Genomic DNA, 12,205 nt, shown 5'->3' with positions numbered 1-12,205 from the left:
ACATCCCGCGTGCGCTGGCGATCTGCCGCAAACAGGGCTGGAAGTTCGACATCATGACGACGTCCTTCTTCCTGTCGCGGCGCTCTCTCAAGGCCTCGCCCAATTCCGGCATGCCGGTCTGGCAGGACAAGCTGTTCATCGGGCTGGCGCGCACGGCGGCCGATGCGACGGAATATTTCCAGATCCCGACCGGACGGGTGGTCGAGATCGGGACGCAGGTGGCTATCTGAACAAATGGCCGTGCCCTTTGAGGGCACGGCCATTGTCAGGCTCAGCTCACCAGAGCCGCCTTGTTTGCTTCAAGAAATTGCTTCAGCGGCTGCGGCTTCCTGCCGGACAGCGTCTCGACCGCGTCGGTCACCATGCCGATCCGGCCGGAGCGGGTGTTGGTGTCGAAGGAAACGATGACGGGCGCAAACGCTTCGGGAACACCGGCTGCCTTCAATCCCTCGGTCAGCGCTTCATCCGAAAGCTGGATAACTTCGATCGGCTTGCCGGTGACCTCGGTGACGAGGGCTGCAATCTCGGCCATCGTGTGGGCCTTGGGGCCGGTCAGCGTGTATGTCGTGCTTTCGGTTGCGCTCGAAGCAAGGCTGGCGGCGATCGCCGCGGCCATGTCGTCGCGCGCGCCATGGGCAATGCGGCCCTCTCCGGCGGATGTGTACCACTGCCCCGACGCGATGGCGTGCGGCAGCGCCATGAACAGGTTCTCCTGGTACCAGCCGTTGCGGAAGATGGTGTAGGGAATGCCGCTCGCCTTGATCGCCTGCTCGGTGCCGTGGTGATCGGGCGCAAACAGCACCGGCGATCCTGGTTCCGGATTGGGCATCGATGTGTAGAGCAGGTGCGAAACGCCCGCGCTTTTTGCGGCGGCGACCGCGGTCTCATGTTGCTTCAGGCGCTTGCCGGGAAGGGCGAGTTCGTTCGTCGAAATGATCAGAACCCTGTCGGCGCCGGTGAATGCACTGGCCAGCGATGCGGTGTCGTCGAAGTCGGCCCCCCTGATGGTGACGCCGCGCGCTGCCAGATCGGCCAGATTTTCCGGATTGCGGGTGGCGGCGATGATGCGCTGAGGGGAGACCTTGAGCGTGTCAAGCAGATGATTGATGACGCCGCGGCCAAGCTGGCCGGAGGCGCCGGTGACGAGAAGGGTGTCGGTCATGAGATGTCCTGACGTTGCGCCGGAGCGGCGGGTGCATATGTTAGTCTCAAAAAGAGACCAGCACTAAAATAGGAATTGACCCGTCCTCGTAAAGAAGGCAGTTTTGCGGGAGGTAGGCACACCCAGGGAACCAGCCATGGACGGCAAGATCGTCAATCTGAGATCGAAGCTCGAGATCTACAAAGCAGGCAGCGGTGGCGGAAACCTTGCGGATTGCCCGGTTCGCGACGTGATCCAGGGCATAAGCAATAAATGGAGTTCACTGCTGATGGAGGCCTTGGCCGAGAAGCCGTACCGCTTCGGCGAATTGCGGCGGCTGGTGCCCGATATTTCACAGCGCATGCTCACCCAGACGCTGCACGATCTGCAGCGCGACGGCTATGTGCATCGCCAGGTGTTTCCAACCAAACCGCCGAGCGTCGAATACAGCCTCACCGATCTCGGGCGCTCGATGTTTGGACCCTTGCATCAGCTGATCCAATGGGCCGAGCTCAATCACGGCGCTGTACGCGAGGCGCGGAAGGTTTTCGATACTGCCGAAGGCTGAGCCTCAAGGCCGAGACGGCGGCTTGATTTAACGACAGCGCTGAAGGATTGTCCGGCCTGGGTTGGGGCGGGCAGATGGGCAATTCTCTGGACATCGCGATTGCCGGCGCCGGGCCGGCTGGACTTGCCGCCGCGCTCTATCTCAAGCGCGCCGGACATAGGGTCACCATCTTCGAGCGCTTCGACCAGCCAAAACCGGTCGGGTCCGGGCTGATCCTGCAGCCGACCGGGCTGACGGTGCTTGCCGATCTCGGCCTGCTCGAAGACATTCTGGCGCTGGGCAGCCGCATAGACCGCCTGCATGGTGCAGATGCCAAGACCGGCCGTACAGTGCTCGACGTCCGCTACGATGCCCGGAGTGGCGGCCGTTTCGGGTTGGCGGTGCACCGCGCGGCTCTGTTCGGCGTGCTTTTCCGCGCCGCCCGGCGCCAGGCGCTCACCATCGAGACAGGTATCGAGCTCGAGACGCTGGAAACCGGTGAGCGGGCAACATTGATCTGCGGCAACGGACGACGGATAGGGTCGTTCGACCTGGTAGTGGATGCCAGCGGTTCACGCTCCAAACTGCGGCGGTGCGTGAACAATCCGGGCGAACCGCGATCGCTCGCCTATGGCGCGTTCTGGGCATCGCTCGGCTGGCGCGGCGAGGGTTTCGACGAGCACGCGCTGCTGCAGCGCTACGACAGTGCGAGCGTGATGATCGGCGTGCTGCCGATCGGCCGGCCTGAGCCCGGTGCCCAGAAGATGGCGGCATTCTTCTGGAGCCTCAAGCCGGCGGATGCCGAGCACGTATGGGCGGCAGGTCTCGATGCATGGAAGGCGAGATTGGTCGGGCTGTGGCCTGAATGCGCGGCCTTCATCGACCAGATCGACAGTTTCGAGCAGCTTTCGCTGGCGCGCTATGGCCATCACACGATGAAGACGCCAGCCGGACGGCGATTGGCCGTTATCGGCGACGCGGCCCATTCGACAAGCCCGCAGCTCGGCCAGGGCGCGAACATGGCGCTGCTCGATGCAGCCGCGCTCAACTACGCACTCATAGGAACGGCCCGTATCGATACTGCGCTGGAAGCTTACGTTCGGGCGCGGCGATGGCATGTGCGGGTCTTCCAGACGCTGTCGCTGGTGCTGACGCCGTTTTATCAATCGGATTCGATTGTGATGCCGTTCGTCCGCGACAGGCTGGTGGCGACGCTGGCAAAAGTCCCGCCGGCGCCGCAGTTTCTTGCTTCCATGGTTACAGGAACGGTGCTCAATCCATTCAAGCCGATCGGGCTTGCGGAAGCGCTGTGGCCGGATCGTTTTGGCGGATGATTTCCGAAAGGTGCGAACCCTTAGCCTGCAAGAATGCATGGAGGCGTTGCGCATGATCGGGAGCGACCGCGTCCTTTACGGATGGGCGTTCGTGCAATGCCTTGCGCCAGGCCTGGATATGCGGTTTTCCGTCCAGGATGCCGAAATCGCCGATCCGGTCAAAGACCTCGAAATAACGGAAAATCGGCCCGTAGACCGCGTCGAGCAGTGAAAAGCGCTCGCCGTCGAACCGTGGCCCAGCCGCGCCGTTCGCCAGTTCCAGGCGATCGAACATTGCTGCCAGAGCCCGGCGTTCGGCGATGAAGGCGGCTTCGGTGAGCGCTGAATAGAAGCGGCCGATGGCATTGAGGATTGCCGAGCCGAACTCGATCCAGGCGCGATGCCGGGCACGGGCATAGGGGTCGGTGGGATGCAGCGGATTGGGCTGGGTTTCCTCGAGGAATTCGAGGATGACGAGCGATTCGAAGATCACCGTTTCCTGGCCGTCATGCTCAACGCGGAGCAGCGGCACCTTGCCGAGCGGCGATATCGCCTTGAACCAGGCAGGCTTGTTGGCGAGATCGACCGTGATGCGTTCGAACGGCACGCCCTTTTCGCGAAGTGAAATCGCCGCGCGCTGCACATAGGGACAAAGATGGTGGCTGACGAGGATGAGCTTGTCGGTCATCTCACTCTCCCCAGACATGGTTCAATGCGCCGTCCTCGACGCGGGTGGAGAGGAACATCAGGCGGGAGCCCTTCGGCGCCGGGCCTTCGAGGCGACCACCGTTCGCCATGTCGAACGAGGCGCCGTGCCACTGGCAGACGAGCTTGCCGTCCTTGCAGTCGAGCGGGCCACCGAAATGCAGGCAGACGTCGGCGGCGGCGCGGATACGCTCGCCGCTGCGGTAGACATGGACCTCGCGGCCGAAAAACGGAGCGATGAGGCTGCCTGTTTCCGGAATGTCGGCGATCTTGCAGATTTCATGCTTCATCGGAATTGCCTCTCATGATTGATGCGATTGCATCTATATAGATGCATTTGCATCGATCGTCAAGCTTGATGCAATTGCATCTATCGCCTACGATGCAATCATGACCGGGATTCCTTCACCTCCAGCCATCAAGGCCTGGGCCCGCCTGATGCGGGTTTCGCGCCAGTTGTTGGAACGAGCCGAGGACGCGCTGAAGGACAGTGGCCTGCCGCCGCTTGCCTGGTACGACGTCCTGCATGAGCTTGCCGAGGCGGGCGAGGGCGGATTGCGGCCGTTCCAACTCACCGAGCGCACTCTGTTTGCGCAGTACAACATCTCCCGGCTGCTGGCGCGGCTCGAAGCCGACGGGCAGGTCGAGAAGCTTCCAGTTGCCGATGACGGCCGCGGGCAAACAGTCCGCGTCACAGACAAGGGACGCGAGACGCGCCGCCGCATGTGGGCTGTCTACGGCCGGTCGATCGCGGAGTTGGTCGGCTCCCGGCTTTCCAATGATGAGCTCGACGCGCTGTCAGCTCTGCTTGGGCGCCTGCGAGATCCGCCCGCCCTGGAGTGACACGCCTTCATGACGAAGATGGCACCGATTGGCGAGGTCAGGCACTGCCCAAGAGGAATGCCAACGTCGCCAGAACGCCAAGACCGACGCGGACCAGATGTAGATTGCCCCATTTGGCGATCAATGTCCGAGCTTCAGGATTGACGGAGTTCGCGTCCATCGCCTCCAGCAACCTATTTGCCGGCATCATCACCAGCAGCGTCCATGGCCAAGGCAGGATGATCAGCAAGGCACCGACCAGATAAGCGAGATTGCCGGTCAGCCACCAGGCGACGAGGCCCAGAATACAGGCGATGACGGCGATCGAGGCCTGCATGGCGGCGCCGCGCTTGTAGGAAGGCTGCCATTCCTGCAGCAATGCCTTGTCATCGAGGCGAAGCCGCGCCGGCTGCTCGGCGACGCTGACGTAGATAGCCGCGCCGGCGAACACTGCGGCAACGGTCAAGGCAAGCAATCCGGCGAGCATGATCCGTGTCTCCCGTGATGCCCCGCTTGGAGCAAACAGAAATAAAGGCTTGCGTCGGGTCGGGCAATACGCCATAAAGCCGAACCGTAACGTACGGTACGCCATCGAGCTCGTATCTGAACTCCGGGTGAGTTTGCCTCCTGAGGAAAAACTGTGTTGCACGCTGTGACCGACATCGACACCAGCGAGGCGCTGACGGAGCGGCAGAAGGACGTGCTCGACGCCGCCCTTCGCCTGCTGGTCGAAGAGGGCGATCAGTTGACCATGACCGCCGTGGCGCGGCGGGCGAGCTGCTCGAAGGAGACGCTCTACAAATGGTTCGGCGATCGCGACGGGCTGTTGACGGCAACGGTACAATGGCAGGCGTCCAAGGTGCGGGTAGTGCCGGTCGACCGCAAGGGGCTCGACCTCCCTTCGCTGACGGCGAGCCTCGAACGCTTCGCTTCGGACTGGCTCAAGGTAATTTCGAGCGACACCTCGATCGCGCTGAACAGGGTGGCGGTCGGCCATGCTAGTTCGGGGAAGGACGATCTCGGCGCCATCGTGCTGGAGAAGGGTCGATTTGCGCTGGCCAAGCGCCTCAAGCCGGTGCTGGAGGCCGGGAGACAGGCCGGGTTCCTTGAATTTTCGGACGCGGAGACGGCGTTCCGCACCTTTTTCGGGCTGGTCGCCCGTGACGTGCAGATCCGCTTGCTGCTTGGCGACCGGCTGGAATTGACTGATGTGGCGATCGGCGGCGATGCCGTCCGGGCGACGCAGCAGTTTCTCGCTCTTTTCGGGGCAAAAACCAGGCCGCAGGGCCCATAGAGCCGGATGATTTCAGGTCAAATCGACCTGAAATCTGAATCCGGCTCTACACTAAAAGATGGAGCATGATGTCGTCCGAAAACCGCTTCACACTTTTCGGCATCATGCTCTGGTTCAAAACGGGAAGGAAGAAAAATGCGTGTCTATTACGATCGCGACGCCGATCTCAACCTGATCAAGGGCAAGAAGGTCGCTATCATCGGCTATGGCAGCCAGGGCAGGGCGCATGCGCTCAACCTCAAGGATTCCGGCGTCAAGGACATCGCCATCGGCCTCAAGGCCGGCTCGGCGACCGCCAAGAAGGTCGAGGCCGACGGGCTCAAGGTGATGAGCGTAGCCGATGCCGCCAAGTGGGCCGACCTGATGATGATGGCGACGCCGGATGAGCTGCAGGCCGACATCTACAAATCCGAGATCGCGCCAAACATCCGCGATGGCGCGGCAATCGCCTTCGCCCACGGCCTCAACGTGCATTTTGGCCTGATCGAGCCTAAAGCTTCGGTCGACGTCGTGATGATCGCGCCGAAGGGGCCTGGCCATACGGTGCGCGGCGAATACCAGAAGGGCGGTGGCGTGCCGTGCCTGGTCGCGGTCAACCAGGACGCTTCGGGCAATGCGCTCGACCTGGCGCTCTCCTACGCCTGCGGCGTTGGCGGCGGCCGCTCGGGCATTATCGAGACCAATTTCCGCGAGGAGTGCGAGACCGACCTGTTCGGCGAGCAGGTGGTGCTGTGCGGCGGCCTGGTCGAATTGATCCGCGCCGGCTTCGAGACACTGGTGGAAGCCGGCTACGCGCCGGAAATGGCCTATTTCGAGTGCCTGCACGAGGTCAAATTGATCGTCGACCTGATCTATGAAGGCGGCATCGCCAACATGAACTACTCGATCTCGAACACCGCCGAATGGGGCGAATATGTCTCGGGCCCGCGCATCATCACTGCCGAAACCAAGGCCGAGATGAAGCGCGTTCTGAAGGATATCCAGACCGGCAAGTTCACCTCGGAATGGATGCAGGAATACCGCGCCGGCATGTCGCGCTTCAAGGGCATCCGCCGCAACAACGACAGCCACCAGATCGAGGAAGTCGGCGCCAAGCTGCGCGCGATGATGCCGTGGATCTCGAAGAACAAGCTGGTTGATAAGGCCAAGAACTGAAGGAAATCCACGTTCGTTTCGTTACCCGTCCTCGGGCTTCGCCCTGCGGGCGCGTGGGAATTTCCATGAACAAGCTGGTCGACAAGGCCAAGAACTAATCGCAATTTCATTGCCGATCAAGAAAGGCCGGCGGAGCGATCCGCCGGCCTTTTCGCATCAAGATTGTGTGGTTTCCAGGCTTCTGGACAGGCGCACTATCCTCATCACCGTGATATGCCTGTGCGGGGCATGGCACAAAAGTGCCAAGGGGGTGAGAGTTGGAACTCAAATTTCTGTTGGTCGGGTTTGCCTGCGCGGTTGCCGGCATGCTGTCCCTCGTCACCTTGCTGAAGTGGTGGGAGGTGAGGGTGGTCAGCCACTGGTCTCCGACGCCGGGAAAGATCATCTCGTCGCGGGTCGAGGCTCGCGAGGTGACCAGTTCGGGATCCGGTTCGGACAGCAGAGGGTCGACCGAAATCCGCAATTTCCCGGCAATCACCTTCGAATACAAGGTGAACGGCAAGACATTTCGCAGTTCGCACTACAGCGTGCAGGAGAACCTTGGAAACTTTGGCGTGGCGGAAACCCTTGCGAAATTTCCAAACGGGGCCGGCGTAACCGTCTTCTACAATCCGGCCGATCCAGCCAAGGCCGTGATCGAACGCACCATGCCTGACGGCTCCTTCAAGTTCATGGTCCAGCTTTCGGCCGGGCTGGTGGTCGGCGCGCTTGTATTGGTCTTCTCCGTCGGCGGCGTCCTCGAAGCGGTCCGGCCGTTTTTGCCCAAGCCGCAGAACCTCGGCGCCGCGGCCCTGCTGCTTTTCATGGGATTATTTGTCCTGCGCATGGGCTTTGCCCAGAAGTCACTTGCGGAACAGGCGGCCAAATGGCCCATCACGGCAGGACGCATCGACGCCTCGGGCCTGCAGAAATTCGAGACCCGCGACAGGTCCGGAGGCGGCTATCGGCCCTGGCGAACAGTCTTCAAATCCCGCATCGTCTACAGCTATAGCGTCGCCGGCCAGCGCTACGCCGCCGATCGCATCGCTTTCGGCGCAAACGTGACGGCTTCGCTGCCGAGGCTCGTCAGCGGTCAATCACAGCGCTATCTTCAGGGCGACAAGGTTGAGGTCCACTACGATCCCGACAACCCAGTTGCAGCGGTTCTCGAATGCAGGGTGAGCGGGCTTTGGCTCCTGTGGGTCTGCGCCGTTGGCTTGATAGGTGGAGCCGCGCTGCTTGTCGGGGTGATCTAATGCTGAAGCTGCCGCCCTAGACGCTGTAGATTCAGAGGAAGGGCACTTGTCTTCAGCATCTGACAAGAACTCCGCTGTCGAAGCCAGGCCATGTCAATCTCACCGTCGCCCCGTCGACCACAATATGGATGACACGGGAGAACGGCTCTTCGGCCGACGGGTCGGATCCGTAACATTGGCTGGCCCGCGCCACCCAGCCCGTAGGCGTCTTGAGAAACGTTGCGTGTTCGCAGCCGAGAGCAGGGACCGACAGCGCGTCGCGGTACAATGTGTAGACAGTCTGGCGTTGAACATCCGCAACGGCGGTACAGTTCGATCTGTCCCCGGACCATGTGCCCACATAGGGTTCCGTGGCAAAGGCGCTGCCGCACGAAAATGTTAAGATCGAAATGAGCATCAAGAGATTTCGCATCATCGATTCTTCTTTTCGACGTGGCCTTGGGCCATGCTAAAGCATCGATGCTCAGACTTCACAATGATGCTGCTCCAAGGGACTTAAATGATCATCCACAAAGCAGCAGCTATTTTTCTGAGCATGCTGAGCCTGTTGCAAGCAGCGAACGCAACAGAATGTTCGCTCAGCCATGCGACTTATCGCGAGCCGCGTTCGGGAGCGACGATACAGTTCCGGCCAACCAACAACGAGCCGGCCGCGCTGACGACCGAGGTCTTTTCGTTGATCGTGCCCAACACCGACATTCGTCTGCCGTCGGACATTACCTGGACCAATGGCAAGTACTCGTTTCCTGTGGGCACGATCCGGCACACCTGCACCGACGACGATCGTGAGGCTGGTCTCGTGGACGGCACCGGGCTGTGCAGAGTGTGGGATGGGCAGGTCTATGCGTTCAATGCAGGCGGTGCCGAGCAGTTGAGTTCCCGCGAAGCCTCGCCGGCGCCGGCAGGGTTGCTGTTGCCTGACTTCGGCGCGATTTTTACCGAATGGCCCGATTTCGCCAAAGCCAATCCCGATGGTTCAGCCTGGGACGCCTTTAGCTTGACGGGTTGTAGCGATGAATAGCAAGAGACTGCCGGCCTGCATCTTCGCCCTGCCGGTCCTTATGGCCATGGCAACCGGCGCTCGTGCCGACCAAAGCAAGCCGTCGCGTCCGCCTGTCGACAAATGCGCTTGGGAACGGCTGGCGGACAAGGATGTCGGGCTGGCTGCCTGGGTGCAGCGCTGCGATTTCGGTTTTCGCCGGATTCATTTCGAGCTTGGCGGCAATGCTCTTGCCATCAAATACAGCGACGGCGGGCCGGCCGATCCCGTCGTCGAAGTCTTCGATATGCTGCCGGGCGAGGCCGCTGACGCTGCGTTGCAGCGCATTTTTACGCAGAAGACCGAGAAAGCCATCAGCACACGTTGCGTGCTCATGCCTTACACCGAAGGGGTCGCGCCCACGCGCACCCTGCGGTATGTCTTCAGTCCCGATGCCGTTTATCTCAGTGAATTGAAAGCCGTTGCCGACCCTGACGAGGTCGGCGAACCGCCTTGCGGCGAATGGGGCGAAGCCCCGGACGGCATTCAGTATTTCGAGGTGCAATCACCCGAACTGCGAAAGCTTCTATTCGTTCGCGTCGGCCAGGATGAGCCGCTGTTTGACGAGCAGACACTGCGAGTCCTGCCACCCGGATAGCGCCGGGATCTCAGCCGTAGTGCCAGCTGGGCTTTGGTTCGGTGCCGGTGAACATCACCCCAATTCGGTCCTCGCGGCGCCAGCGGACCACCGCCTTGTAGGCAATGCCGTCGGTCGGAACATAGAGCAGGAACTCATCGGGGACGCGCGCGTCGATCGAGACCTTCAATTCGGCACCGCCGGCATGCATGTTGCGCAGTGTGCATGTGACCTCGGAGTTGGTCATGCCGGTCAGGATCGCCGCGCCCTTCAAGACGCGCTGCCGGTGTTTGTCCCTCTGTTCGTCCTCGGCCATCGCACGCAATCCAGCCATCTTCGCGTCTCGGGCGTTCTGATCGGGAGGATTATTAGACCTGCCTGATAAAAATAGCGTTATCACCAGTGGAGGCTGGCGATTTTTCGCGGTTGCTGGCCGTAAGAAAAAATCGGCGCCGCAACGCGCGGCGCCAGACGATATTATTACCGGCCTGCTCAGCTATAGGGCGAGTAGCATTGCTGGCGCGGCCCGTTATAGGGCTGGAACGTGTTGTCCCAGGCGCGGTACGACCGGTAGCGATTGTAGCACCATTGGACATGCGCGCTGGAAAGCCGCTGTGTCCGGTAGTAGCGCCGCGGTGCGGGCGCATCGTAGTAGTTGTAATTGTTGTACAGGCTGCCGAGGCCAAACCCCAGGCCCAGCCCAAGAATCGCGGCGCCGGCACCATCATCGTAGTAACCGCCGCGGTAATGGCGGCGGTGATGGCGCCAACGCCAGCTGTCGTCCCAGCCGCCATTGTCCCAGTGTCTCGAGAAATGACGGCCGCGGAAATTGTTGGACCGCCATCTCCAATCATTGCCGCCGTGCCATTGCCGAACGCCGTGATTGCGCCAACGCCAGATCTGCCTGTCATTGCCGCCTGCCCAATCTTCACGAATTTGCACGATGTCGGCGGCATTGCCCGCCACCGGCAGCAGGGGTTTGGGCATCGGCCCGGCAAGCGAGGGGGCCGAGAGGCCGGCGATCAGACCGAGGGCCATCAGCCCGGATCTGACAGAAGATAAAAAGAGCGGTTTCATCGCACTCTCCGAAGATTCAGGCCCCACGCCCAGAATACCCCGGGGAAGGGCCTATTGATGGAACTTTCCATCTGAACGGAAGATGAACAAAAAGGTTCCGTCAACCATAACGAGCGCGCGATCAATCAGAGCCGCCTGATTTCTGCGCCCTTGTTTTCGCGCGCGCTTGCGGGCAAAGGTCAAAGCCATGTCGCTGCGCCTTGCCACCTTCAACGTCGAAAACCTGATGAACAGGTTTGATTATTCCGGATACCGCAATCAGCTCAACGAAGATCGCACGCTGGCGCTTTTCGACATCCAGAGCGAGGCCGAATACAAGATGCTCGAGCAGGCGCGGGCCATCGCCCAATCCGACGACACGCGGCAGTTGACGGCGCTGGCGATCGCGGCCACCCGCGCCGACATCATCTGCATGCAGGAGGTCGACAATATCGAGGCGCTGAGGGCCTTCGAATATGGCTATCTGTTCAAGATGGTGGGGCAAGGCTACCGGCAGAAATACACCACCGCCGGCAATGATTCGCGCGGCATCGACGTCGCCGTGATGATGCGCAACGAGACCGCGCAGGGCCAGCCGATCGAATTCGTGCGCATGACCAGCTACGCCTATGTCACGTTCGAGCAATTCGGGCTGCACACGGCGGAATTGGCAGCGCTTGGTCACCAGGCCAATGAGCGCATCTTCCGGCGCGACTGCCTGGAAATCGATCTGACGGTGGCTGGCGCACCGTTGACGCTGTATCTCGTGCATTTCAAGTCGATGGGCTCGCCCCGTAACGGCCTCGACGGCCGCGAGGCGACCATGCCGCTGCGCATCGCCGAAGCTCAAGCAGTGCGCCGGATCATCGAGGAGCGCTTCGGCAAGGACCATGCCGCCGACAAGCGCTGGGCAATCTGCGGCGATATGAACGACTACCGGCAGCGCGTGAAGATTACCGGCGATGCCGTCGACGGCTACCGTTTCGAGGTCATCGACGAGAGCCGGTCCTGCATCGATGTGCTCACTGCCGGCGGCTTTTGTGAAAACGCGGTCGAGCGGCGGCCGGAAATGGACCGCTGGACTTTCTATCACACACGCGGACCGGAAGAGCGGCATCTCTGCCAGCTCGACTACATCCTTTTGTCGAGGGCGCTGGCCAGGCAGAACGCCACCGCGGTTCCCGATATCATCCGCAACGGCCAGCCTTGGCGCACCATATTTCCAGCGGGCCAGGAGGTCGAGCGCTTCCCACGTGCCGGGTGGGACCGGCCGAAGGCATCCGACCATTGCCCGGTAGCAATTGCCCTCGACATGGTGTGA

At 61.4% G+C, this 12,205-nt stretch carries 17 protein-coding genes; 10 read left to right on the top strand and 7 right to left on the bottom strand.

Features of this window, described 5'->3' with window-relative positions; translation table 11 throughout:
- Positions 1-230: KUP/HAK/KT family potassium transporter (locus NKJ32_RS30530; RefSeq protein ID WP_502902708.1), on the top strand; the 230-nt coding region annotated here is incomplete at its 5' end.
- Between the two features lie 41 nt (positions 231-271).
- On the opposite strand, the gene NKJ32_RS30525 is transcribed toward NKJ32_RS30530, so the two are convergent.
- On the bottom strand, positions 272-1,162 hold the full coding sequence (locus NKJ32_RS30525; RefSeq protein ID WP_352829822.1) for an SDR family oxidoreductase: 891 nt from the start codon (positions 1,160-1,162) through the stop codon (positions 272-274).
- A gap of 136 nt (positions 1,163-1,298) precedes the next feature.
- Here NKJ32_RS30525 and NKJ32_RS30520 point away from each other — a divergent pair, with 136 nt between their 5' ends.
- Positions 1,299-1,709: a winged helix-turn-helix transcriptional regulator gene (locus tag NKJ32_RS30520; protein WP_352456496.1), complete on the top strand. Its 411-nt coding sequence runs from the start codon at positions 1,299-1,301 to the stop codon at positions 1,707-1,709.
- Positions 1,710-1,783: 74 nt separating this feature from the next.
- Complete coding sequence (locus NKJ32_RS30515) at positions 1,784-3,022, top strand: FAD-dependent oxidoreductase (RefSeq protein ID WP_352829820.1); 1,239 nt, start codon at positions 1,784-1,786, stop codon at positions 3,020-3,022.
- Here NKJ32_RS30515 and NKJ32_RS30510 read toward each other — a convergent pair.
- Together NKJ32_RS30510 and NKJ32_RS30505 are read right to left on the bottom strand one after the other, a co-directional pair.
- Positions 2,970-3,689: a glutathione S-transferase family protein gene (locus tag NKJ32_RS30510; RefSeq protein WP_352829818.1), complete on the bottom strand. Its 720-nt coding sequence runs from the start codon at positions 3,687-3,689 to the stop codon at positions 2,970-2,972. The genes NKJ32_RS30515 and NKJ32_RS30510 overlap by 53 nt on opposite strands.
- A 1-nt stretch (position 3,690) precedes the next feature.
- Positions 3,691-3,996 carry a Rieske (2Fe-2S) protein gene (locus NKJ32_RS30505; RefSeq protein ID WP_352829816.1) on the bottom strand — a complete coding sequence of 102 codons (306 nt, stop codon included), beginning with the start codon at positions 3,994-3,996 and terminating at the stop codon, positions 3,691-3,693.
- 100 nt (positions 3,997-4,096) lie between these two features.
- Between NKJ32_RS30505 and NKJ32_RS30500 the strand changes: the two genes are divergently transcribed.
- A complete protein-coding gene (locus NKJ32_RS30500) occupies positions 4,097-4,549 on the top strand; it encodes a MarR family winged helix-turn-helix transcriptional regulator (protein ID WP_023676665.1) in 453 nt (150 codons plus the stop codon).
- A gap of 37 nt (positions 4,550-4,586) precedes the next feature.
- On the opposite strand, the gene NKJ32_RS30495 is transcribed toward NKJ32_RS30500, so the two are convergent.
- Complete coding sequence (locus tag NKJ32_RS30495) at positions 4,587-5,015, bottom strand: anthrone oxygenase family protein (RefSeq protein ID WP_023676664.1); 429 nt, start codon at positions 5,013-5,015, stop codon at positions 4,587-4,589.
- Between the two features lie 153 nt (positions 5,016-5,168).
- On the opposite strand from NKJ32_RS30495, the gene NKJ32_RS30490 reads away from it, so the two are divergent.
- The 5 genes from NKJ32_RS30490 to NKJ32_RS30470 all read left to right on the top strand — a co-directional run bounded on the left by NKJ32_RS30490 (position 5,169) and on the right by NKJ32_RS30470 (position 9,849).
- Entirely contained in the window at positions 5,169-5,822 is a 654-nt protein-coding gene (locus NKJ32_RS30490) for a TetR/AcrR family transcriptional regulator (RefSeq protein WP_352829814.1), read from the top strand.
- Between the two features lie 135 nt (positions 5,823-5,957).
- Positions 5,958-6,977, top strand: coding sequence for a ketol-acid reductoisomerase (ilvC, locus tag NKJ32_RS30485; protein WP_023676662.1), 1,020 nt, complete (start codon positions 5,958-5,960; stop codon positions 6,975-6,977).
- Positions 6,978-7,234: 257 nt separating this feature from the next.
- Positions 7,235-8,212: a DUF3592 domain-containing protein gene (locus tag NKJ32_RS30480; RefSeq protein WP_352829812.1), complete on the top strand. Its 978-nt coding sequence runs from the start codon at positions 7,235-7,237 to the stop codon at positions 8,210-8,212.
- A gap of 499 nt (positions 8,213-8,711) precedes the next feature.
- The gene (locus NKJ32_RS30475; RefSeq protein ID WP_352589623.1) at positions 8,712-9,233 is read left to right on the top strand and encodes a hypothetical protein; all 522 of its coding nucleotides are present in this window, start codon (positions 8,712-8,714) and stop codon (positions 9,231-9,233) included.
- Positions 9,226-9,849: a hypothetical protein gene (locus NKJ32_RS30470; RefSeq protein WP_352570413.1), complete on the top strand. Its 624-nt coding sequence runs from the start codon at positions 9,226-9,228 to the stop codon at positions 9,847-9,849. The genes NKJ32_RS30475 and NKJ32_RS30470 overlap by 8 nt, the downstream gene beginning before the upstream one ends.
- A gap of 10 nt (positions 9,850-9,859) precedes the next feature.
- Here NKJ32_RS30470 and NKJ32_RS30465 read toward each other — a convergent pair whose 3' ends face one another.
- The 3 genes from NKJ32_RS30465 to NKJ32_RS30455 form a co-directional block, all read right to left on the bottom strand.
- Entirely contained in the window at positions 9,860-10,144 is a 285-nt protein-coding gene (locus NKJ32_RS30465; protein WP_352570507.1) for a PilZ domain-containing protein, read from the bottom strand.
- Positions 10,145-10,320: 176 nt separating this feature from the next.
- Positions 10,321-10,905 carry a BA14K family protein gene (locus NKJ32_RS30460; protein WP_352589629.1) on the bottom strand — a complete coding sequence of 195 codons (585 nt, stop codon included), beginning with the start codon at positions 10,903-10,905 and terminating at the stop codon, positions 10,321-10,323.
- A 51-nt stretch (positions 10,906-10,956) separates the two neighbouring features.
- On the bottom strand, positions 10,957-11,094 hold the full coding sequence (locus NKJ32_RS30455; RefSeq protein ID WP_352570411.1) for a hypothetical protein: 138 nt from the start codon (positions 11,092-11,094) through the stop codon (positions 10,957-10,959).
- On the opposite strand from NKJ32_RS30455, the gene NKJ32_RS30450 reads away from it, so the two are divergent.
- Positions 11,093-12,205, top strand: a complete 1,113-nt coding sequence (locus NKJ32_RS30450) for an endonuclease/exonuclease/phosphatase family protein (protein WP_352589632.1) — start codon at positions 11,093-11,095, stop codon at positions 12,203-12,205. The genes NKJ32_RS30455 and NKJ32_RS30450 overlap by 2 nt on opposite strands.

Source organism: Mesorhizobium sp. M0159 (genome assembly GCF_040322295.1).
Classification (GTDB): domain Bacteria; phylum Pseudomonadota; class Alphaproteobacteria; order Rhizobiales; family Rhizobiaceae; genus Mesorhizobium.
Note: the sequence above shows the minus strand (reverse complement) of the source record. Positions and strands in the feature narration are given on the sequence as shown.